The organism is Pseudomonas sp. JAI111, from assembly GCF_024809425.1.
Classification (GTDB): domain Bacteria; phylum Pseudomonadota; class Gammaproteobacteria; order Pseudomonadales; family Pseudomonadaceae; genus Aquipseudomonas.
Genome location: NZ_JANUCB010000005.1, coordinates 464,769 through 486,839 on the forward strand (window position 1 = coordinate 464,769; position 22,071 = coordinate 486,839).

General features: G+C 60.8%; 19 protein-coding genes. 13 read left to right on the forward strand and 6 right to left on the reverse strand.

Annotation, left to right across the window (positions count from 1 at the left end; all coding sequences use genetic code 11):
- Nucleotides 1–3 precede the first annotated feature (3 nt).
- Nucleotides 4–225: a cbb3-type cytochrome c oxidase subunit 3 gene (locus HNR03_RS18875; protein WP_259155121.1), complete on the forward strand. Its 222-nt coding sequence runs from the start codon at nucleotides 4–6 to the stop codon at nucleotides 223–225.
- A 124-nt stretch (nucleotides 226–349) separates the two neighbouring features.
- Here HNR03_RS18875 and HNR03_RS18880 read toward each other — a convergent pair whose 3' ends face one another.
- Together HNR03_RS18880 and HNR03_RS18885 are read right to left on the reverse strand one after the other, a co-directional pair.
- The gene (locus HNR03_RS18880) at nucleotides 350–844 is read right to left on the reverse strand and encodes a hypothetical protein (RefSeq protein ID WP_259155122.1); all 495 of its coding nucleotides are present in this window, start codon (nucleotides 842–844) and stop codon (nucleotides 350–352) included.
- Between the two features lie 70 nt (nucleotides 845–914).
- Nucleotides 915–1,691 (reverse strand): helix-turn-helix domain-containing protein, encoded by a 777-nt coding sequence (locus tag HNR03_RS18885; protein WP_259155123.1) that lies wholly within the window; start codon nucleotides 1,689–1,691, stop codon nucleotides 915–917.
- Between the two features lie 78 nt (nucleotides 1,692–1,769).
- Here HNR03_RS18885 and HNR03_RS18890 point away from each other — a divergent pair, with 78 nt between their 5' ends.
- Nucleotides 1,770–2,462, forward strand: a complete 693-nt coding sequence (locus HNR03_RS18890) for an aspartate/glutamate racemase family protein (RefSeq protein WP_259155124.1) — start codon at nucleotides 1,770–1,772, stop codon at nucleotides 2,460–2,462.
- Between the two features lies 1 nt (nucleotide 2,463).
- Here the strand turns inward: HNR03_RS18890 and HNR03_RS18895 are convergent, their stop codons facing one another.
- The 3 genes from HNR03_RS18895 to HNR03_RS18905 form a co-directional block, all read right to left on the reverse strand.
- Nucleotides 2,464–2,982, reverse strand: a complete 519-nt coding sequence (locus tag HNR03_RS18895) for a GNAT family N-acetyltransferase (protein WP_259155125.1) — start codon at nucleotides 2,980–2,982, stop codon at nucleotides 2,464–2,466.
- A gap of 955 nt (nucleotides 2,983–3,937) precedes the next feature.
- On the reverse strand, nucleotides 3,938–4,858 hold the full coding sequence (locus HNR03_RS18900) for a LysR family transcriptional regulator (RefSeq protein ID WP_259155126.1): 921 nt from the start codon (nucleotides 4,856–4,858) through the stop codon (nucleotides 3,938–3,940).
- A gap of 87 nt (nucleotides 4,859–4,945) precedes the next feature.
- Nucleotides 4,946–5,386: a carboxymuconolactone decarboxylase family protein gene (locus tag HNR03_RS18905; RefSeq protein WP_259155127.1), complete on the reverse strand. Its 441-nt coding sequence runs from the start codon at nucleotides 5,384–5,386 to the stop codon at nucleotides 4,946–4,948.
- A gap of 206 nt (nucleotides 5,387–5,592) precedes the next feature.
- Here HNR03_RS18905 and HNR03_RS18910 point away from each other — a divergent pair, with 206 nt between their 5' ends.
- From HNR03_RS18910 to HNR03_RS18925, 4 genes are all read left to right on the forward strand, one after another.
- Nucleotides 5,593–7,026, forward strand: coding sequence for a PLP-dependent aminotransferase family protein (locus tag HNR03_RS18910; protein ID WP_259155128.1), 1,434 nt, complete (start codon nucleotides 5,593–5,595; stop codon nucleotides 7,024–7,026).
- Nucleotides 7,027–7,149: 123 nt separating this feature from the next.
- A complete protein-coding gene (locus HNR03_RS18915) occupies nucleotides 7,150–7,443 on the forward strand; it encodes a putative quinol monooxygenase (protein ID WP_259155129.1) in 294 nt (97 codons plus the stop codon).
- Nucleotides 7,444–7,652: 209 nt separating this feature from the next.
- Nucleotides 7,653–8,063 carry a cupin domain-containing protein gene (locus tag HNR03_RS18920; protein ID WP_259155130.1) on the forward strand — a complete coding sequence of 137 codons (411 nt, stop codon included), beginning with the start codon at nucleotides 7,653–7,655 and terminating at the stop codon, nucleotides 8,061–8,063.
- A gap of 227 nt (nucleotides 8,064–8,290) precedes the next feature.
- Nucleotides 8,291–9,001, forward strand: a complete 711-nt coding sequence (locus HNR03_RS18925) for an ATPase (RefSeq protein ID WP_259155131.1) — start codon at nucleotides 8,291–8,293, stop codon at nucleotides 8,999–9,001.
- A 162-nt stretch (nucleotides 9,002–9,163) separates the two neighbouring features.
- Here HNR03_RS18925 and HNR03_RS18930 read toward each other — a convergent pair whose 3' ends face one another.
- Nucleotides 9,164–14,068: an NAD-glutamate dehydrogenase gene (locus HNR03_RS18930; RefSeq protein WP_259155132.1), complete on the reverse strand. Its 4,905-nt coding sequence runs from the start codon at nucleotides 14,066–14,068 to the stop codon at nucleotides 9,164–9,166.
- 503 nt (nucleotides 14,069–14,571) lie between these two features.
- Here HNR03_RS18930 and HNR03_RS18935 point away from each other — a divergent pair.
- The 7 genes from HNR03_RS18935 to HNR03_RS18965 all read left to right on the forward strand — a co-directional run bounded on the left by HNR03_RS18935 (nucleotide 14,572) and on the right by HNR03_RS18965 (nucleotide 22,069).
- Complete coding sequence (locus HNR03_RS18935) at nucleotides 14,572–14,925, forward strand: hypothetical protein (RefSeq protein WP_259155133.1); 354 nt, start codon at nucleotides 14,572–14,574, stop codon at nucleotides 14,923–14,925.
- Between the two features lie 295 nt (nucleotides 14,926–15,220).
- Nucleotides 15,221–16,180, forward strand: a complete 960-nt coding sequence (locus HNR03_RS18940; RefSeq protein WP_020800601.1) for a MoxR family ATPase — start codon at nucleotides 15,221–15,223, stop codon at nucleotides 16,178–16,180.
- 5 nt (nucleotides 16,181–16,185) lie between these two features.
- Nucleotides 16,186–17,130 (forward strand): DUF58 domain-containing protein, encoded by a 945-nt coding sequence (locus tag HNR03_RS18945; protein ID WP_222586370.1) that lies wholly within the window; start codon nucleotides 16,186–16,188, stop codon nucleotides 17,128–17,130.
- On the forward strand, nucleotides 17,127–17,621 hold the full coding sequence (locus HNR03_RS18950; protein ID WP_090183285.1) for a DUF4381 domain-containing protein: 495 nt from the start codon (nucleotides 17,127–17,129) through the stop codon (nucleotides 17,619–17,621). The genes HNR03_RS18945 and HNR03_RS18950 overlap by 4 nt, the downstream gene beginning before the upstream one ends.
- Nucleotides 17,614–18,693 carry a VWA domain-containing protein gene (locus HNR03_RS18955; protein ID WP_259155136.1) on the forward strand — a complete coding sequence of 360 codons (1,080 nt, stop codon included), beginning with the start codon at nucleotides 17,614–17,616 and terminating at the stop codon, nucleotides 18,691–18,693. Before HNR03_RS18950 ends, HNR03_RS18955 begins: the two co-directional genes overlap by 8 nt.
- Nucleotides 18,690–20,432, forward strand: a complete 1,743-nt coding sequence (locus HNR03_RS18960) for a tetratricopeptide repeat protein (RefSeq protein WP_259155139.1) — start codon at nucleotides 18,690–18,692, stop codon at nucleotides 20,430–20,432. The genes HNR03_RS18955 and HNR03_RS18960 overlap by 4 nt, the downstream gene beginning before the upstream one ends.
- The gene (locus tag HNR03_RS18965; RefSeq protein ID WP_259155141.1) at nucleotides 20,429–22,069 is read left to right on the forward strand and encodes a BatD family protein; all 1,641 of its coding nucleotides are present in this window, start codon (nucleotides 20,429–20,431) and stop codon (nucleotides 22,067–22,069) included. Before HNR03_RS18960 ends, HNR03_RS18965 begins: the two co-directional genes overlap by 4 nt.
- The last annotated feature ends 2 nt before the right edge of the window (nucleotides 22,070–22,071 follow it).

The following is a 22,071-nucleotide window of genomic DNA, read 5'->3' on the forward strand; positions in this document are numbered from 1 at the left end:
GAGATGACCGAGATAGTGCTGAATCTGTTGGGAGTCGTGGGGTTTTGGCTGACGATCGAGTATTGCTTGAAGCACCAGACGAGCGAAAGTCTGGAGGATGCCAGTCTGCTTCCGTTTGCCGATGATCCGGAGGTGGCGCGGCGGGTGGAGTTGGCGACGGGAAAAGCGGTGAAGGCCGTGGCGCCGGAAGAAGCTAAGCCAGGCTGGGGCAACCTGGAAATCTGACACAACGCAAATGTGGGAGCGGGCTTGCTCGCGAAGGCGGACTGACATTCAACATTGATGCTGAATGCTATGGCCTCTTCGCGAGCAAGCCCGCTCCCACATTGATTTGTGTCGATCCGGGGATTCAGCCGCGCTCGCGGGGGATCAGGCTTTGTAACTGCTGCGCCAGGAAATTCGCATCGAAGGCAAAGGTATCCGGGTCTTTCAGGCCGTTGGTCTTGCGCCACTGCCAATGGGTCGCGGGTGGCAGGCACACCAGCGAAATGCTGCCATAGCGCGCTGCCGTCAAGCCCATCACCGCCAATGAAATCTGACCACCCACGCCCATCACGTCAGGCACGAACTCCACCGGTTTGCCGGCGATCACGATACTCAGCTTTTCAGTCTTGAACGTGGACGTCTCGACCGGAACGCTCGGCCCTGACGCGACATACGCCTCGCGGTTCACTTCCAGCAGATTCGGTGCCTGGACCGGTTCCAGCCACAGCTGGATCTGATCGAACAGTTCACCAATGCGCGTCGCCCACACGGCCGATTGCGACTCAAACAGTTGCTTCTTGTGCGCTTCGCTTTCTGCATAGTGGCGAAGCATCTCGCCCAGTTGCTGTACGTCGTCCATCGCGGTGTTCCTTTGGTTGAAGCAGTGCTGCGGAGATTGAGCATGGCAGATGCGCGCTGGCGGCGTACGACTAAAAGCGCGAACGGTACTGGCTGGGGGTCATGGCGAGGTATTTGCGAAAGGCGCTGCCCATGTGGGACTGATGGGCGAACCCCGTATCCAGAGCGATGCTGGCCAGGTTCAAGTCGCTGCGTTCGATCATCCGGCGAGCCGCCTGAAGCCGCACTTCAACCAGATAGGCGTGGGGCGTCAGGCCAATGGCCTGGGTAAAATCACGCAGAAAACGCAGCGCGTTGTGCCCGTAAGTGGCGGCCAGTTGTTCCAGCGTCAGGGGCTGGTGGAACTGCTCGGCGATCTGATCCAGGACCCGGGCAAAGGATGCTGGTGCAACCTTGTCTGGCGCTTCGATCGTCGGCTGGGTCAAGCCAATAAACCCCAGGGCGCATTGTGCAAGCGCCAACTGGTCGGGCTGCGCGGCCAGCAACAGCCGCCGCATTTCGCGCGCGAGGGACAGCGCGCGGCGATTGCCTGAAGATTGCACACGATGGTTGACGGCGGGTAACTGTTCACTGGCAAACGCTTCGTCGAGGCGCATCAGCAGGTATTCACCGCCGCTGGCGGACTCTGAAAACACCTCGACGCCGATTGGCGTATAGGCCAGGACGCCAGGCCAGGTATCGAAATCCACACGGAGGTCGGAATCGATCGTGTGCACGCCTTGCTGACGCTCCAGTGTCACCCCGAGGGTTTGTGACTGTGCCGCATCACGCGCGCTGTAGGCGGCACGGGGCAAGAGTTGCAGGCAAACACTGCCACCGAACAAGCGCTGGCTCATGACGTCAGGCATGTGAAATTTCCTGATAGATCAAATCCGGGATCCACTGGACACTCTCTCGCAAAGGGTAGCCATCAACAGGAGCACGCCATGCGCACCATCGGCCTTATCGGCGGCATGAGCTGGGAGTCCAGCGCCGAGTATTACCGTCTCATCAATCAACAGGTACGCGACCGGCTCGGACCGTTGCGTTCGGCGCAATTGCTAATGTACAGCGTCGACTTCGGGCCTGTCGAACAGGCTCAGCATGCCGGGCGTTGGGACGATGCCGCAGCGATCCTGGTGGACGCGGCGCAGCGCTTGGAGGCTGGCGGCGCGAAGTGCGTGGTGCTGTGTACCAACACCATGCACAAAGTGGCCGGGCAGATTCAGGCTGCGATCAGCATTCCGTTTTTGCACATTGCCGATCCGGCGGGTCAGGCAGCGGTCGATGCCGGGACACTGACGGTCGGCTTGCTGGGCACGGCGTTTACCATGGAACAGGACTTTCTCAAGGATCGGCTGGGCGCGAAAGGCCTGACGGTACTGGTGCCGGAAGCCGAAGAGCGTAAAGCCGTGCACCGGATCATTTATGAGGAGTTGTGTGTCGGCGTGATCAGCGAAACGTCACACAAGGTGTATCAAGAGATCATCGAGTCACTGACCCGACGCGGCGCCCAGGCGATCATCCTCGGCTGTACCGAAATCGGCCTGCTGATCAAACCCGAGCACAGCGCCCTGCCCCTGCTCGACACCACCGAACTGCATGCGCAGGCGGCGGTGGCGTTTGCGTTGGGCGACTGACTCAATCGGCTGGCATGCGACGCAGGCGCGCCATGCTCAAGGTGTCGACCAGTCGGCCGTCGCGCACGGCGTAGTCACGGAACAGACCTTCGGTCTCGAAACCGAACTTGCGGTAGAGCCCGATGGCCGCTTCGTTGTCGGCATACACGGACAGTTCGACCCGTCGCAGGTTCATCCAGTTGTCGGCAACGTCCAGCACGGCCGCCAGCAGTTTCGAGCCCACGCCTTTGCCCTGCCATGCCACCGCGACGCCCATGCCGAGGTTGCCGGCATGGCTGCGGCGGATGCGCGAGAACTGTTCAAGGCCAATGTTGCCGATCACTGTGCCTTGATGCAGCGCCACCAGTTGCACTATGCGTTCGTTATCCGGCGCCAGGCGTTTGCGCCAGACTTCGGTGGATTGAAACGGCATTTGCAAAACCTGGCGGGTGATGGCCGGGTCGTTGTAGAGCGCGGTGACGCCGTCGATGTGGGATTCGTTGAAGCGTTCGAGGGTGATGACCGGGTCGGTGGCGGGCATGCGTGATTCATCCTTGATGCAGACATGGCTGATTACTTTACAACGCTATCTCTCGGTATGGCGACATCCTCCCCCTGTAGGAGTGCGATGCTGGTTGGGTACATATCCGTTTTTGCGGTAACGGCGGCTATTGGTTCCGCCCTGACGGCGGGTCACTTGGAAAAGCCCCAAGTAACCAAGGGCTTTTGCCCCTGACGTTCGGTGCCTCGCTAGGGCTCGGCATTCCCTCGCTCCGGTCCTGCTCCGTGGGCCCGCCGCCATCGGCCATCCATGGCCGGGGGCGGCTACCGCGGCATCCCTGCCGCGGTGCCCACTGCGCAGAACCTGCGCTCGGCCTCTCGAGGCGGCGTGCAGTGCCAAAGCAAAACGAGGCAGCCTACCGGCCGACCTGTTTGCTCAACGCTTACGCGTCCTGATCGTTCCCACGCTCCGCGTGGGAATGCCGCCGGGGACGCTCTGCGTTCCGCTGTCGACACCAGGCTTGAGTCTTGCGCGATGGTGACGCGGAGCGTCACGGGATGCATTCCCACGCGGAGCGTGGGAACGATCAACGGCAACAGCATCGCGAGCAGGCTCACTCCCACATTTTGACGGTGCACACCCGTGGCTTCTCACCACTCTTCAGGCCGAGCGTTAGCTCGCCTTGCGCTTTTGATCTTGATCGTGATCTGCCCCGTCGGAAGGCCGAACGCAGGTTCTGCGTAGTGGGCAACCCGGCATGGATGCCGGGTTAGCCGCCCCCGGCCATGGATGGCCGATGGCGGCGGGCCCACGGAGCAGGACCGGAGTGAGGGAATGCCGAGCCTAGGCGAGGCACCGGACGTCAGGGGCGCTAGCGCTTGGTTACTTGGCGCTTTTCCAAGTAACCCGCCGTCAGGGCGGAACCAATATCCGCCATCACCAAAAAAACGGATATGCACCCAACCCCAACCCCAACCCTAACAGGCGATCGAGGTCAGCTTTGGAACCACTCCCGACGCTCGTTGAAGGTGTTTTGGATCAGCTCCACGATCACCTGCACATCAGCCTGCCGCTGAGACCCGGCATTGACCGCCATCCACACCTGGCGCTGCATCGGTTGCTCGAACAACCCGGGCAACGCGATCAAGCTACGGTCAAACTGGCTCATGTACTGCGGCAACAGGCCGATGCAGGCGCTGCAGCGGATCATCTCCAGCATCAACTCATAAGAATGCAACTGCACCACGCCGGCCAGGCGCTGATCCACCACGCTGTTCCATGGGCGGAAACTCTCGATCTGCCGATCATGCTGCCATTGCACCAACAGGAAATCGGCCAGGTCATCCAGGCTGTCCGGCCGTGCGGTGACTCGCGAATAGCGTTTGGCGATGTGCGGCAAATACTCCAGGCGCGCCAGTGGCTGGGGTTCGCTGATGGCGAAACTGGGCCCCGGCAGCGGTGAATCGGTGCCGGCCAGCCACAGCACCACATCGGCACTGATCGCTTGCAGAGCCAGTTCACTGTCCAGCGTAATGATGTCCAAGCGAACGCTGGCGTTGCGGCGCAGCAGCGACACCAGATCACGGCCAAGGATGTCATGCAGGATCGACTCGGCCACGGCCAGTCTAATCAGCGGCTGTTCGATCACCGGCACGTCGTGCTCATGGGCCAGGGCGATCAATTGCGCCTGAAGCTGCAACCCTTCACGGCTCAACGCCACGCCAGCGTCCTGATGATGGAACAGCGAACACTGCAATTGCGCTTCAAGCTGCGCCAGGTGTTTGCGCAACTGGGTTGATTTGATATTGAGGCTGCGCGCCGCTTGCATGAAGCAACCACAACGGGCGCTCACCCGGAAGGATTGCGCGAGCACCGGATCGATACCGGCGGCGCGGGTGGATTCCATGAATGCCATCTATGACTCCCTGTCGATCTGTCCTGTAAAACCTCATCCTGCGCAGCGTTTATGAACCTGACGTGACACCCCCGATGGAAAATCGATTCAGTCGCTGGGGGTTTGCCGAAAACTCACCGCCAGGCGATTCCAGCTATTGATGGTAGTGACGGCGATGGTCAAGTCGACCATTTCGGTTTCGCTGAACTGCTCCCGGGCCAATGCATACACGTCATCCGGCACATGGCTTTCAGAGAGCAACGTCACCGTTTCGGTCCAGGCCAGCGCCGCCCGTTCACGAGGGTTGAAGAAGCCGCTGTCGCGCCATACCACGATCGAATACAAGCGCCGGTCCGTCTCGCCCAGACGCCGCGCATCCACCGAGTGCATGTCGGTGCAGAAGGCGCAGCCGTTGATTTGCGAGGCGCGGATCTTGATCAGGTGCAACAGCGCCGGCTCGATGCTGAGGTTGCTGGTCAAGGCTTCCATGGCGATCATCGCTTTCATCGCCTTGGGCGAGGCGCTGTAGTAATCAAGGCGGGAACTCATGGTGGCAGCCTCTTGGTTTGAAGGGTTGCTTCCACGGTAGGCGCTGACGCCGGCACGTTACAGATCCAATTGAGCGAAAAAGCCGTGGACCGCCCGGCAGCAGACCAATCGCCGCTTTTTCGCCCACGCAACTTCTGCACGACCGCCCTTGCGGGTAATCTGGCGCGACGCACACGCGCCTCAATCGCCCCAGGAGCCTCGCCGGTATGGAACTTCATGTTGTCATCAACGGCCGCAAGGACCTGGCAGGCCAGTTGTACAATCAACTACGCAGCGCCATTGAAACCGGCCGTCTGGCAGCCGGCACGCAGCTGCCGCCCAGTCGCTTGCTGGCCGAGCAGTTGGGCATTTCGCGCAAAACCATTTCCGACACCTATGCGCAGCTGACGTATGAAAACTTCCTGACCGGCGTCATTGGCAAAGGCACTTACGTCAACGCCCGGGCGGCGAAACCCGTGCCCAAGCAAAGCCATTCGGCGCTGGCGAGTTTTGAGGTGATCGAGTCCTGGCGCAACCTGCCGGTGTTTCTGCGGCATCCGAACCTGGAAGGCTCGCTGCGTTACGATTTCATCGGCGGCGCCACCAGCAAAGGGCAGTTTCCCCAGGACGATTGGCGCCGCTGCACCTCCCATGCATTGCGCCAGATCACAGCGTCCAAGGGTTTCTACAGCTTGCCCGAAGGCCTGCCGGCGCTGCGTAACGCCATCGCACGGCATATCGCGTTTTCTCGCGGGGTCAATTGCCAGGACGAAGACGTGGTGGTCTGCAACGGCGCGCAACAGGCGCTGGACCTGATTTCCCGGGTACTGAACCGGCCAGGCAGCATCGTCGCGATGGAAGACCCCGGTTATCCGCCGGCGCGCTTGTTGTTCGGCACTCACGGCGCCACGGTGATCGGCGTGCCGGTGGATGCCGAAGGTATTCAAGTGGACAAGATTCCCTTGGGCACCCGGCTGATTTACGTCACGCCTTCCCACCAGTTCCCGCTGGGCATGCCCATGAGTCAGGCGCGCCGGGTGGCGCTGCTGGAGCGCGCGTACGAGTTGGGCGCGATCATCATCGAGGACGATTACGACAGCGAATTCCGCTACGAAGGCCGGCCCACCGATTCGCTGCAAAGCATGGACGAGCGCGGCATCGTCGCCTATGTCGGCACGTTTTCGAAAACCATGCTGCCGGAACTGCGCCTCGGTTATGCGATTTTGCCACCGGCAATTCTCGACGCCGTGATCCGCGCCAAACAGCTCACCGACCTGCACACCTCGACCCTGCCCCAATGGGCGCTGGCCAAATTCATCGCCGAAGGCTGCCTGCTCAAGCACATCCGGCGCTGCCATACGATCTATGCCGGGCGCCGCGAGCGGATCCTGACGCGCATGGCCGGTGATCTTTCACCGTGGCTTGCACCGGTGCCCACCACTGCCGGGTTTCACATGGTGGTGATGTGCAAGGTGCCTATCGATATTCCATTGGTCATCGAGTTGGCCAAGAAGGTCGAAGTCGGGCTCTATGCAATCGACAGCTTTTACTACCAGCAAGCGCCAAAAGCCGGGTTTTTCCTGGGGTTTGGCGCCATCGAGACCCTGGACATCGACACCGCCCTAGACCGTCTGCGCGACATTTTGCAGCAGGTTGCCTGACCGATTGGTCTGCGACTTTATCCGGCGATTGGCTATTGGCGGTCCCAAGGTGCAGGCCTATCCTGCATAGGCGTTATCCCTCAATGAGCAGGATTCGTCCGGCCTGATTCAGGAGTGTGAGCAATGTCCAACGAAGTGATCAATACCGTAAAGGTGAAGGCCGCCGCCGGCCGTTCGGAAGAGCTGGGTAAGCAACTGCAAAAGATTGTCGAAACCCTGCGTCAGCAACCGGGCTGTGAATCCTATATGGTCGACCGCTGCCCCGAGGACAGCAACCGCTGGAACGTCAGCGCCCGCTGGCAATCGGAAGCGGCCATGCAGATGCATTTCAACTGCCCTGAAGTACAAGGCTTCATTGGCCTGATCGACAGCCAACTGGCCAACTCCGTCGACTTCAACAGCTTTCCGCTTCGCTAGAACAAGATCAAAAGATCGCAGCCTCGTTTCACTCGACAGCTCCTACGAAGTGCGCAACTTCCTGTAGGAGCTGTCGAGTGAAACGAGGCTGCGATCTTTTTTTTCAGTGGCTGAATTGGTCCCCTCACCTTCCCGAATATTGGCTGTTTGATTGCCCCGACCCGGGGACTATCGTGGGTCCTGACGATAACCACCGCAGGTAAAGAACCATGAAAGCGTTGCGTTTCCTTGCTGCCCCGCTTGCCGCCCTCGCCCTGACCGTATCAGCCTCGGCCTTTGCTCACGACCCTTCGGAAAAGGTCACGGTCCTGCAGGACCAGATGCTGAAAAACGTGCCTGGGAAAAAGGCATTGATGATCGAAGTCGACTACAAGCCGGGACAATCCTCTATCGCCCACAAGCATGAAGGCACCGCCATGGCCTACGTGCTTTCGGGATCGATCACCTCGCAAGTGAAGGGTGAAAAGGCAATCACCTACAAGGCCGGTGAGTTCTGGTACGAACCGGCAGGCTCGGAGCATCTGGTCTCGAAAAATGCCAGCAAGACCAAACCTGCGAAGTTGCTGGTGTTTATGGTGCTGTCGCCGGACGAAAAAGTGTTGATCCCCTTGGAAAACTGATGGCTGAACGCGCAGCCATAAATAAACGGGCCCGAACTGGATGTTCGGGCTTTTTTATTTCCCCGCGGCATTAACTGAAAACTTTTAAACCAAATAAAACTAGGGATCAACCGACAAGTTGAGTGCTGGCTATATCAATCAGTCGCGACAGGTTTAGTCTGGAATCACCGCGATTATCTCCGGCAACTAAGATGCTTAAACCCAAGTTGTTTCACTGGAGAAACACCATGAAACTTGCGCTTGTCAGTACCTTAACAATGACGGTTGTATTAACGGGCTGCTCGATCCCCACCGCACCCACGGCAGTGTCTTCGCTGGACGGCCTCTCGATGCCACCGGTCGGTCGCAGCAATGCCACGCGCATCACCAATGGCAGCCATGTTTCGCTGGGCGTTATCTACAGCCGCAATACCCAGGTCAACCGGGCCTACCTTCAGGACTACCAGGCCAATGCCGGCACCGGTTTCGGCCAGAGCCTGCTGGTGCAGTCGATTCACGATGCCTACATTGCCACCTCCAGGCCCGATCTCGCCGTGGACTGGGTCAAGGCCTCCCTGCAGCGTCAGTTCGGTTCGGTCACGGTGTACCCGGACCTGCAAAGTCTTAAAGCGGCGAAACCCGATGTGGTGGCGATTATCGACAGCCGCAGTCAGTTGATCACCTCGCGCAGTTCGGACATTCAGGCTGATGTCAGCGCGGACTTTTATGATGCCCACTTTAATTACATCGGTACTGCACAGGGGCATGACGCTAAAGAATTGAGTCCTGTATGGGCGGACTTCAAACGCAGCGAAGAGATCGTCGCGGACATTAACGAACAACAGAATGTGCAAGTTCGCGCACTGCAAAAGTTTGACCAGTCGCTCAATAATTTATTGACCAGCCCGACAGATAAAGTGTCGATGATTGATAACACAATGGGCCGGAAGTTGTATTAAGGCTAATGACCCTATCGCGGGCAAGCCCGCTCCCACAGTTGACCGCGTCCCCCTGTGGGAGCGAGCTTGCTCGCGATAGGGCCTGACCGGGCAACACAAAACCGCGAGATAAAAAAAGCCCCGCATCTCTCAATGCGGGGCTTTTTCATTCAGCGGCTGATATCAGGCCGCAGGCTCCAGCTCTTCAGCGCTGACAGCCGCAATGGCCGTCACCACTGCTTGCCCGCTCAACGCCAGGTCCAGCAGCTCACGGTTGGCGACCGCGTACATGGCGTAGTCAGTGCCGCTGGCGGCACGGATTTCCACCAGCATGGCGCGCCAGCGTTCGATCATGCCTTCGTGCTCTTCCATCCACAGCGCCAGACGGGTTTCTACGTCGTGAGTGCCGTCGCCCTGTTGCAGGACGGAGATGGTGATCGCACGTTGTTGCCAGTCGACGTCATCGCGGAACGCTTCACGGGCCAGGGCTTGCCAGTTGTTTTCAACCGGCAGTGCACTGATCTGTTGCAGGTACCAGGTGATGTCCAGCGCGCTGCCCACGGCGAAGTAAGCCTTCGCTACGTCTGCAGGGTTCTGGCCAGTCACGTCGGAGGCCTCGATGATCGGCAGCAGGGTGTACAAGTGCGAAGTGCCAGCCACCATGCGTGCGAGCAACTCCGGCACACCGGCTTCGACGTACGCCTCATAGCGAGCCTGCCAGTTTTCGTGGATTTCGCCACTCAGCAGTTCGTCGAGCTTGAGACCCAACTCCTTCAGATGCGGACCGAAGTGCGCAACGTCACGGGCAGCGTTCTGCTCGTTGCGACGGGCACGCAGGAACCAGCGCGTAGCGCGGCGGCCCAAGCGCATCAGCTCGTCCATCAGCTCCAGTTGCACGTCGGCCGAAACCTGATAATCCAGGGCTTCAATCTGACGGAACCAGTGCGGGAGGTGGAAGATGTCACGCACGATCACGTAGGCACCGGCCACGTTCGCCGGGCTCATGCCGGTCGACTCTTTGAGTCGTTGAACGAAGGTGATACCCATGTGGTTCACCAGATCGTTGGCGATCTGGGTGCTGACGATTTCGCGCTTCAGACGGTGACGGCGCATGGCGTCGGAGAACTTGCTCACCAGGCTCGGCGGGAAAGCGGTTTCCATGTCGCGCGTCAGGTAGTGGTCGTCCGGCACCTGGGAGTTGAGCAACTGCTCCTTGAGGTCGATCTTGCTGTAGGAGATCAACACCGACAGCTCGGCACGGGTCAGACCGTGGCCTGCTGCAACGCGCTCGTTGATCGCGTCTTCGGCCGGCAGGAACTCGATGGCGCGATCCAGCTTGCCGCGGCCTTCCAGGTCGTTCATCAGACGTTTGTATTCGGCAATACGCGGCAAGGCACGACGGGCAGCCAGCGACAGCGCCTGGGTCTGCTTGTAGTTGTTGCCGAGCACCAGGTTGCCCACTTCGTCGGTCATGCTCGCCAGCAACTGGTTACGTTGCTTGTCGGTCATGTCGCCGGCGTGAACCACTTCGTTCAGCAGGATCTTGATGTTCACTTCGTGGTCGGAGCAGTCCACGCCACCGGCGTTGTCGATGAAGTCGGTGTTGGAACCGCCGCCATTGAGGCCGAATTCGACACGACCCAGTTGGGTCATACCGAGGTTACCGCCCTCGCCCACGACTTTGCAGCGCAGTTCGTTGCCGTTCACGCGCAGCGCATCGTTGGCCTTGTCGCCGACATCGGCGTGGCTTTCGGTGCTGGCCTTGACGTAAGTGCCGATACCGCCGTTCCACAACAGGTCCACTGGCGCCTTGAGCAAGGCGTTCAGCAGTTCGGTCGGGGTCAGTTTGTCGGCCTGAATGTCGAAACGCTCTTTCATCTGCGGGGAAATCGCGATGCTTTTCGCGCTACGGGAGAAGATCCCGCCGCCTTCGGACATGATGCTGGTGTCGTAATCCGACCAGGCCGAACGCGGCAGGTCGAACAGGCGCTGACGCTCGGCGAAGCTGTTGGCAGGCTCCGGGTTCGGGTCGATGAAGATGTGCAGGTGGTTGAAGGCTGCGACCAGTTGCAGCTTGTCGGACATCAACAAACCGTTACCGAACACGTCACCGGCCATGTCGCCGACGCCAACTACCGTGATGCTGTCTTTCTGGACATTGATGCCGCGTTCACGGAAGTGGCGCTGAACGCCGACCCACGCGCCCTTGGCGGTGATGCCCATCTTCTTGTGGTCGTAACCGGCCGAACCACCGGACGCGAACGCGTCACCCAGCCAGAAGCCGTAGTCGATGGCGATGCCGTTGGCGATGTCGGAGAAGGTTGCAGTGCCCTTGTCCGCGGCCACCACCAGGTACGGGTCATCGTCGTCATGACGCACGACGTTGGCCGGCGGCACCAGCGCGCCGTCTTTCAGGTTGTCGGTGATGTCCAACAAGCCCGAGATGAAGATGCGGTAGCAGGCGATACCTTCGGCCGCGATCTCGTCACGGCTGCCGCCCAGTGGCAGGCGACGCGGCAGGAAGCCGCCCTTCGCGCCGACGGGCACGATGACCGAGTTCTTCACTTGCTGGGCTTTTACCAGGCCCAGGACTTCGGTACGGAAGTCTTCTTCACGGTCGGACCAGCGCAGACCACCGCGAGCAACGTTGCCGAAGCGCAGGTGCACGCCTTCGACGCGAGGCGAGTAAACGAAGATTTCAAACTTCGGTACTGGCTTCGGCAGCTCAGGGATCTGGTGTGGGTTGAACTTGAAGCTGAAGTAGGACTTGTTCTGACCGTGGGAGTCGGTCTGGTAGAAGTTGGTGCGCAGGGTCGCCTTGATCAGGTCCAGGTAGCGACGCAGGATGCGGTCTTCGTTCAACACCTGAACATCGTCCAGTGCCGTCAGAATCGCGTGTTCCAGACGTTGCTGCTTGTCTTCCAGATCGTCGCTGGTCAGCTTGCGCGCCAGGTAGAAACGGGTTTTGAACAACCGGGTCAGCTCACGAGCGATGTCGGTGTGGTTGTTCAGCGTGCTGGCGATATAACCCAGGTCGAAGCCCAGGCGGATCTGCTTCATGTAACGCGCATAAGCACGCAGCAACGCCACGTCGCGCCATGGCAGGCCAGCGGTCAGTACCAGACGGTTGAATGCATCGTTCTCGGCATCGCCACGCACGATGTGGACGAAAGCGTCCTGCAAGGTGTCGTTGAGTTGCTGGATGTCGAGTTCCAGGCCTTCGGCAGCGGTGAACGCGAAATCGTGAATCCAGAACTCGCGGCCGTTGTTGTGACGCAGGCGGTACGGGAATTCACCCAGAACGCGCAGACCGAGGTTTTCCAGGATCGGCAACACGTCGGACAATGCCAGCGGGGTATCGGCGTGATACAGCTTGCAGTGCAGTTCGCGTTGGCCCGAGACCTGACCCAGTGGCTGATAGAAGCTCATGACCAGTGGATTTTTTTCGCTCAGGCTCAGCAGGTGCTGCATGTCGACCACAGCCGAGTGAGCAGCGAAACGCTCGCGGTAACCGGCCGGGAAGCCTTTCGGGAAGTCAGCCAGCACGTTGGTGCCATGGGCTTCGCCGAAGCTTTCCACGACTAGGCTCGCGTAGTCGTCCTGCCAGCTGCGGCAGGCTTGCACGACTTCTTTTTCCAGCAGAACCGGGTCGATGTCCAGGCGGTTCTTCGGATCGACGCGCAGAATCAGCTGCACGCGCGCCAGCACGGACTCGGAGAAGAAGGTCCAGAACTCGCAGTCCGAGGCTTTCAGGCGATCCATCAGCACTTGCTGGATCTTCTGACGCACTTCGGTGGAGTAGATGTCGCGTGGCACGTAGGCCAGGCAGTAGCAGAAGCGGCCGTACGGGTCTTTGCGCAGGAATACGCGGATCTTGTTGCGTTCCTGGATCTGCACGATCGACATCACGGTGCTGAACAGCTCGTCGACCGGAGTCTGGAACAGGTCATCACGCGGCAGCACTTCGACCACCTGCGCCAGTTCCTTGCCCAGGTGAGCCTTGGGCTGGAATCCGGAGCGGCGTTCGATTTCTTCGACCTTGCGGCGGATGTACGGGATGACCCGCACGCTCTCGCCATACACCGAAGAGGTGTACAGGCCCATGAAACGGCATTCCTTGATGACGTTGCCGTCGGCATCGATTTCACGGATCGACACGTAGTCCGGGTAAGCCGGACGGTGCACACGGCTTGGGTGTGCGGCCTTGGCGAACGACAGCAGGGTCGGTTCGCGCAGGTAGTTCACGGCGTAGTCTTCGATGCGCAGGTCATCGTAGGTCAGGCCGGTGCGCAGCAGCTTGGTCAGGCCGAGGAACGAATCCTGGTCGTAGACGATGTGGCCACCGTCGGCTTCGTCGCGAACCACGAATTCTTCATAGCCGAGGAAGGTGAAGTGGTTGCCCACCAGCCATTCCAGGAAGCTCTTGATCTCGGCTTTTTCTTGCGGATCGACCGCGAACTTGCTGTTGTCCAGGCCGGTCAGGATTTCCTGGACCTTGTCTTTCATCGGCTCGAAATCGGCGACCGCGACGCGGACTTCGCCGAGAACCTGTTCCAGTTCCTTGCTCAGGACATTCATTTCGGCCGTGTTGGCACAACGGTCGATTTCCAGGTACATCAGGGATTCTTGCAGGATCCCTTCGCCCTGGGTGCCTTTTGGCAGGATTTCCAGCAACTCGCCCTTGCTGCCGCGACGCACGCTCAGCACCGTGGTTTGCAAGGTATGGATGCTGTAGCCGCGGCGATTCAGCTCGGTGCGCACCGAGTCCACCAGGAATGGCAGGTCGTGGTGCAGCACTTCGACCGCGGTGTGGGTCGACTGCCAGCCGTGGCGCTCGTAATCAGGGTTGTAGACGCGCACTTGTGGTTGCGCGTGATCGAAGCGCTCAAGCAGGCGCCACGCAGAAAGGGTGCAGCCGGCGAGGTCGGACAACCGACGCTGGGTCAGCTCGTCCAGGGAAATGATGCCGAAGAATTGTTCAGCGAACAGCGCCACTTGTGGCAGTGCCTGTTCACTGATGTGCTGCGCCAGTGCCGCTTGCAGTTGGTGCTGGAAGTCGGCTTTGCTGGCTGCGGTGAAGAACGCCATCTGTGGTACTCCGCTTGGGCTTGTTATTGATGGAAGCGTCGCGTGCAAAACCCCTTTCGGGGCGATCCGTCACCCTGTTCCTGATTCTCGGGCAGAGGAAACAGGGTGACAGGTGGGTGAAGCTGGACGAGACACTCAGGTCACATTCACCTTCCAAGAATGGGCATCTGCAAAAACGACTCTGCGATCAATTGCACAATGTCTTTACAGGTATCCATTCGATGCGCAGCTTAACGAGTGCGGCAAGGCCTGTGCTTGCGGTGCTGCGACATATTCGGTCATCGGTACGCAGCTCTCGGCATGCGCCTCGAACAACACTAGCAGTCGCGCAGGAAAACGGGGGGTTTATGCCCGTTTTTACGGCACCTCCGTACTCGAAATGACCAGCAACACTTCAAGTGTTCACGACACTTCCTCTGACACTCAGACGAGCAGAAATTCCCGCAGGCTGGCAGAATCGGGTTTTATTGCGTTCATAACGCTCGCCGAGCCAGGAATTCCCCATGCAAATCACCACCGAACAGTTGATCGTCAACCCGTGCGATGACGAAGAAGACAACCTGGCCATGCTCTGCTGCACCAGCGATGACGGCGAGATGTTCCTGATGAGCCGCTTCCCCGATGAGGAAGAGCTGGAAATCATCTTCCAGGACACGCCTTCAACGCTCGATGGCGTGAAAGTCACCTTCGGCCCTACTCGCCTGCTGATCGAAATCGCAGCAGCCGACGCCGATGCGCTCAACGGCGAAGATTCCCTGGAAATCATTCACAACACCGATGCCAGCGACCTGCCGGAAGTGGAAGAGACCTTGCAGAATATTCTTGATGGCATCGGCACTTATATAAGCGAGCTCTAAGCCTTGGATTCTTGAGTGTCTGAACTGGCCCCATCGCGAGCAAGCTCGCTCCCACATTAGATCGCATTTTCATGAAACAACTCGGTCTCCTGTGGGAGCGAGCTTGCTCGCGATGAGGCCCGAAAGCACACCGCCTACCTTCGAACCTCACAAATCTCCAACACTTTCTCCAATCAATTCCCGCACTTTGCACAAAATGCCGTTAGTCGCCGCCCCCCGCGATGGATTAAAGTAACGCCCCCAGCCCTGGCGTTATTCGAACGTCTTCGGTCACCCTTTCCAGGAACAGTCATCGATGGAACATCGTGAAGCGCTGCTAGCGCTGCGAACCTTTCTTTCAACGCAGATTCTCGGCCAGGAAAAACTCATCGAGCGCTTGCTCATCGCCCTGCTTGCCGACGGCCACATGCTGGTCGAAGGCGCCCCTGGCCTGGCCAAGACCAAGGCCATCAAAGAACTCGCCGAAGGCATCGAAGCCCAGTTCCACCGCATCCAGTTCACCCCCGACCTGCTGCCGGCCGACATCACCGGTACGGAAATCTATCGCCCGGAAACCGGAAGTTTCGTGTTCCAGCAAGGCCCGATCTTTCACAACCTGGTGCTGGCGGACGAAATCAACCGTGCCCCGGCCAAGGTGCAATCGGCGCTGCTGGAGGCCATGGCCGAGCGTCAGGTCAGTGTCGGGCGCAGCACTTATGAGCTGTCGCCGCTGTTTCTGGTCATGGCCACGCAAAACCCGATCGAGCAGGAAGGCACCTACCCGCTGCCCGAAGCCCAGCTCGACCGCTTCCTGATGCACGTGAAAATCGGTTTCCCGGACGCTGCCGTCGAACGCCGGATCCTGCAACAGGCCCGTGGCGAAGCGCTGAACGGCGAAACCAAACCCGAACGCCGGGTCAGCCAGCAGGCGATCTTCGCCGCCCGCAAGGAAATCCTTGGCCTGTACATGGCCGACGCCGTGGAGGAATACCTGGTGCAACTGGTCATGGCCACGCGCACGCCGGGCAAGTTCGACCCGGAAATGGCCGAGTGGATCGCCTACGGCGCCAGTCCACGCGGCTCGATCGCCCTCGACCGCTGCGCCCGGGCTCACGCCTGGCTCGCCGGTCGCGACTTCGTCAGCCCGGAAGACATCCAGGCCGTGTTGTTCGACGTGCTGCGCCATCGCATCATTCTTTCCTTTGAAGCCGAAGCTGCTGGCATCGACCAGGACCGGGTGGTCCAGCGGATTCTCGACGTCGTAGCCGTCGCTTGACCCCGATGAACGCCCTCCTGCCGCCCGAGCCGGGCATCCGCGTCAGCCTCACCGAACTGATCGAGATGCGCCATCGCGTGCGCGAAGTGCAGCTGTTTTCCACGCCGAGCCAGCGCAGCCCGCTGATCGGCCTGCACCACTCCAAGCTGCGCGGGCGCGGCGTGGACTTCGATCAGGTGCGGGTCTATCAGGCCGGCGACGATGTGCGCACCATCGATTGGCGCGTCACCGCCCGGACCCAGGAACCGCACACCAAACTGTTCCACGAAGAACGTGAGCGGCCGATTTTCATCATGGTCGAGCAAAGCCGCCGGCTGTTTTTCGGCTCCGGACTGATGTTCAAATCGGTGCTTGCGGCCCAGGCGGCGAGCTTGATTGGCTGGGCGGCCCTGGGCCATAACGACCGTGTCGGCGGGCTGGTGTTCGGCGACAACGAGCACTACGAAATCAAACCCCGGCGCAGCAAACAGAGTTTGCTGCAGTTGCTCAACCGCCTGGTGCGGGTCAACCAGTCGCTGCACACCGAGACCGAGCAGCACCGCGATTCGCTCAACCTGGCCCTGCGCCGCGCACGGGAAGTGCTGCGCCCTGGCAGTCTGGTGATCTTGATCTGCGATGAACGCGCCTTGACCGAAGGTTCCGAGCAGCAGCTGAGTTTGTTGTCGCGCCATTGCGACCTGTTGCTGCTGCCGCTGTCCGATCCGCTGGACCACGCCCTGCCCGCCGCCGGGCTTTTGCGCTTTGCCGAGCGTGGCGCGCAGCTGGAACTCGACACGCTCAATTTCGACCTGCGCCAGACCTACCGCGCCCAGGCCGAAGCGCGCATTGCCCGCTGGGAATTGCTTGCGCAGAAGTTGCGGGTCTTGCTAATGCCGCTGAGCACCCAGAGCGAGATGGTCGAGCAGCTGCGCGAGTACTTGAACCCACAGAAACCGGGGAAAGGTCGATGAGCAGCCTCGATCAATTGCAACCGCTGATCACCCCGCCACCCATCGATTTCTGGCCACCCGCGCCCGGCTGGTGGCTGCTGCTGTTGTTGCTGCCGCTGATCGGTTTCGGACTGTGGAAGGCGCGGCGCTTCATTCCGAACAAACGCCCTGTCGTGCGTGCCGAACAACCGCTGGATCCGGTGCGTATCGCCGCGCTGGCCGAACTGGCGCGGATGCCCAAGCCCTATGACGGCGCACCGGCCGGCGCCTGGCTGCAGCAGCTTAATGGCTTGCTCAAGCGCCTGTGCCGCAACCATTACCCCTACAGCCAGAGCCACACCCTCAACGGGCGCAAATGGCTGGCGTTCCTCGACAACCGCTGCCCGGCCGCCGGCCTGACCCGCTGGATGGTGCTGGTCGAAGGCGCCTACAAACCCGAATGCAAACTCGACGACAAAGCCATCGCCGGCCTGACACAAGCCGTCGACACCTGGATTCGCAAACATGTTTGAGTTCGCCTGGCCGTGGATCTTTGCCGTGCTGCCGCTGCCCTGGCTGATGCGCATCCTGTTGCCGGTGGCCGACAGCGGCGAACCGGCGCTCAAAGTCAGTTTCCTCAACGACCTCGAGGGCCTGGCCCGTCGCCGCGCCCGGGCCAACCTGCCGGCATGGCGCCAGCAAGCACCGTTCATCCTGTTGTGGCTGTTGTTGCTGATGGCTGCCGCTCGCCCGCAATGGCTGGGCGAACCGCTGCCGATCGCGGCCAGTGGTCGTGATTTGCTGGTGGCGGTGGACGTGTCCGGCTCAATGGATTTTCCCGACATGCAGTGGCAGGACGAAGACGTCAGCCGCCTGTCGCTGGTCAAGCATTTGCTCGGCGATTTCCTTGAAAGCCGCGAAGGCGACCGCGTCGGCCTGATCCTGTTCGGCAGTCAGGCGTACCTGCAAGCACCGCTGACGTTCGACCGGCACACCGTGCGCGTGTGGCTCGACGAAGCGCGTATCGGCATTGCCGGCAAGAACACCGCCATCGGCGACGCCATCGGCCTCGCGCTCAAGCGTCTGCGCCTGCGTCCGGCACAAAGCCGCGTGCTGATCCTGGTGACCGACGGCGCCAACAATGGCGGCGAAATCGATCCACTCACCGCGGCGCGCCTGGCGGCCAGCGAAGGCGTGAAAATCTACCCGATCGGCATCGGTGCCGACCCGGAGCAAAGCGGTACGTTGGGATTTCTTGGGGTCAACCCGAGCCTGGATCTCGATGAGCCGGCCTTGAAGGCCATCGCCCAAGCCACGGGCGGTCAGTATTTCCGCGCCCATGACGGCAAGGAACTGCAGGCGATCAAGGACACCCTCGACAAACTCGAACCGGTGACCCAGCAACCGACCCAGGCCCGCCCGGCTCAAGCGTTGTATCACTGGCCCCTGGCGCTGGCGTTGCTGCTGAGCATGTTGCTGGTGGTGCGCGAGCTTTGGCCGGATAACCCGCTGCAGCGACTGTTCACCAAGGATCTGTTTTTGCAAACGCAATTGCCTGACTGGCGCCAGCGGCTCAACCGCCTGCGCCTGCGGAGGCGCCGATGAGTGCGCTGTGGCCGTACTGGTTCCGTCCCTGGTGGCTGCTGTTGTTGCCGGTCTTGGGCTGGTTGATTTGGCAGCTCTGGCATCGGCAGAAACGTGCCGGACGCTGGCAGATGATTCTGCCACCGGCCTTTCATGCCGCGTTGCTGAGCGGTGGCGGCGGTCGCGACAGCAAATTGCCGTGGATCACCCTGGCCATTGCCTGGGTACTGACCGTTCTGGCACTGCTGGGACCGAGCTGGCAGCGGGTTGAACAAATCAGCCAGAAACCCGCCGACCCGGTGGTCGTCGTGTTTGAACTGACCCCGGAAATGCTCGCCACCGATGTCGCCCCCAATCGATTGGAGCAAGCCCGACGCAAGCTGCTGGACCTGCTGCAAAACCGCAGCGATGCCCAAACGGCCATTGTCGTCTATGCCGGCAGCGCCCACACCTTGGTGCCGTTGTCGGACGACCTCTCCACCAGCCGCAACCTGCTGGACGCGCTCAAGCCTTCGCTGATGCCCGTGGCCGGCCATCGTGCCGATCTCGCGGTGACCAAGGCCCTGTCCCTGCTCCATCAGGCTGATTTGGGCGAAGGCCGGATCCTGCTGATCGGTTCAACCCTAACCGATCTGGAACGCGAGGGCATTCAACAAGCGTTGGACGGCAAATCGACGCAGTTTCTGATGCTGGGCATCGGCACCGCCGAAGGGGCGCCGGTGGCCCAGGAGGACGGCAGTTTCCTTAAAGACGACCAGGGCGCGATTCTGGTGCCGCGCCTGGACAGCCCAAGCCTGAAAGCCTTTGCCAATGACCTTGGCGGGCGTTATCACCAGGCGCGCCTTGACGATTCCGACCTGCGCGGGCTCGGCCTGCTCGACGGTCCACGCAATCTGCGCAACGACGGCCAGACCCTGCGCCTCGACACGTGGGCCGATCAGGGTTACTGGCTGCTGCTACCGTTATTGCTACTGGCGGCCTGCGCCGGTCGACGTGGCTGGTTGTTCTGCCTGCTGCCGCTGTTGCTGGCGCTGCCGCAACCGAGCTATGCCTTCGATTTTGAAGACCTGTGGCTGCGCCCCGATCAACGCGGTTTGCACCTGCTCAAGCAAGGCCATCCGGCGAAGGCCGCGCAGCATTTTGAAGATCCGCAGTGGCAAGGCGTGGCGCTCTATGAAGCCGGCGACTACGCCGGTGCCGCCCAGCGGTTCGCCGAAGGCAACGATGCCCACGCCCACTACAATCGTGGCAACGCCCTGGCCCGAAGCGGCGATCTGGAAGCGGCGCTGGATGCTTACGATCAAGCGTTGGAGCGCCAGCCGGATTTGCGCCCGGCACAGACCAACAAGGCGTTGGTGGAAAGTCTGCTCAAGCAGAAAAACACTCCGACGCCGGTCGAACCAGACAAAAACCCAGGCGAGCAAACCGACACCGCCGCGCAAGAGCCACCACCGGGCGCCGCCACGCAACCATCGGACAATGGCGAACCACAAACCGACGCCCAGCAGGCTGCATTGGAGGCCAATCAGTCGCCTGCCACACCAGCAAAACCGGGCACCAATGAAGTCCCGGGCAGTGAACTGGGGGATGAACAAACCACCACGCCGCCGCTGCACCCGGCCAACGACAACATCGATGGCGAACAGCGTCAGGCGCTTGAGCAATGGCTACGTAAAATCCCCGACGACCCGGGTGAATTGCTCAGGCGCAAATTCTGGTACGAACAGCAACAACATCAGGATCAGGGAAAAACTCGATGACCCGCTTCACCCTTTTCATCCTCGCACTGCTGTTCTTTGCCGCTCAGGCCCAGGCGGTGGAACTGGTCGCCAGTGTCGACCGCAGTCGCCTGAACTCCGGCGAGACGGTCGAACTGACCCTGGAATCCAACGACGTGACGCAGTTCGGCAAGCCTGATCTGGCGCCACTGGAGCCGCAGTTCGAAGTGCGCGGCACCCGCCAGGTCAACCAACTGACGACTCTCAACGGCGACAACCGCGCCACCACACGCTGGATCATCACCTTGCTGCCCAAGGAAAACGGCAGCGTGACCATTCCTTCGTTGCAGTTGGGCGAGGCCCATAGCCAGCCGATCATCGTGCAAGTGGTCGAAAGTGAAACCCAGGACACCACAAACAAACTGGCGCCGGTGTTCATCGACGCCAGCCTCGACCAGACCAGTGTGTACGTACAGGCCCAGGCCATCCTGACCTTGCGCATCTACCATTCGGTGTCGCTGTACGACGACAGCAGCCTGACCCCGTTGCAGATTCCAGACGCGCGCATTGAACAGTTGGGCGAGACACGCACCTACGAAAAAGCCATCAACGGTCTGCGCCACGGAGTGATCGAAATGCGCTATGCGATTTATCCGCAACAAAGCGGTGAATTGACCATCCCGGCGCAGATGTTCAGTGCCACGCTGGTGGACACCCAGCCCCCCCAGGACCCTGCGGCCCAAGGGGCAAAAACCGGAAAACTGATGCGCGTCAGCTCTACGCCGATTCTGCTGACAGTGAAGGCCAAACCCATTACGTACCCAGCCGACATGCCGTGGCTACCGGCACGCAGCCTGGAACTGAGCGAAAGCTGGAACCCGGAACCGGACCACACGCAGGTCGGTGACTCGCTGACCCGCAGCCTGACCTTGAAGGCCGAGGGCCTGGCCAGTTCGCAATTGCCACCGTTGCCCGCCACGGACGTCAACGGCCTGCGCCGCTACCCGGATCAACCGGTGTTGAGCAACCAAAGCACCGAACGCGGCTTGGTCGGTCACCGTGAAGAACGCGAGGCCCTGGTGCCTGGCCGCAGTGGCGCCATCGAGCTGCCATCGGTGGAAGTAGTCTGGTGGAACACCTTCGAAGACCACCTGGAACACAGCAGCCTGCCCGCCCGAACCCTGCAGGTGGCGAACAACCCAAGCCTCGTAGTCGACACCCCGGCCAGCGGCGCCCAACCCACGTCCACGGCCGACAGCGAAGCCCTTTGGCGCTGGAAACTCAGCACCCTGATCCTCGCCTGCACCACCCTGCTGGGCTTCGGCCTCTGGTGGCGAGCGCGCTGGCAACCGGCAATATCGCGCGCCGCGCAGGCCGGCCCTAGCCCACGCACAGTGCTCGACGAACTCAAACGCGCCTGCCAGGCCAACGACCCACACGCCACCCGCCAGGCCCTCGACGCCTGGGCCCGGCAACAACCGGAAACCCTCGCCGACATGGCCGCCCGCTTCGTGCCACTGTCCGACGCACTGGACGGCCTGAACGGCGCGCTCTACAGCGAAACCGGCCAGTATTGGCAAGGCGAAGATTTGTGGCGTGCGATCAAGGCAATCCCGATTGCCGAGCGGGTTCATGATCCGGTGGGTGACAGTGGGTTGCCGCCGTTGTATCCCAAGTAATG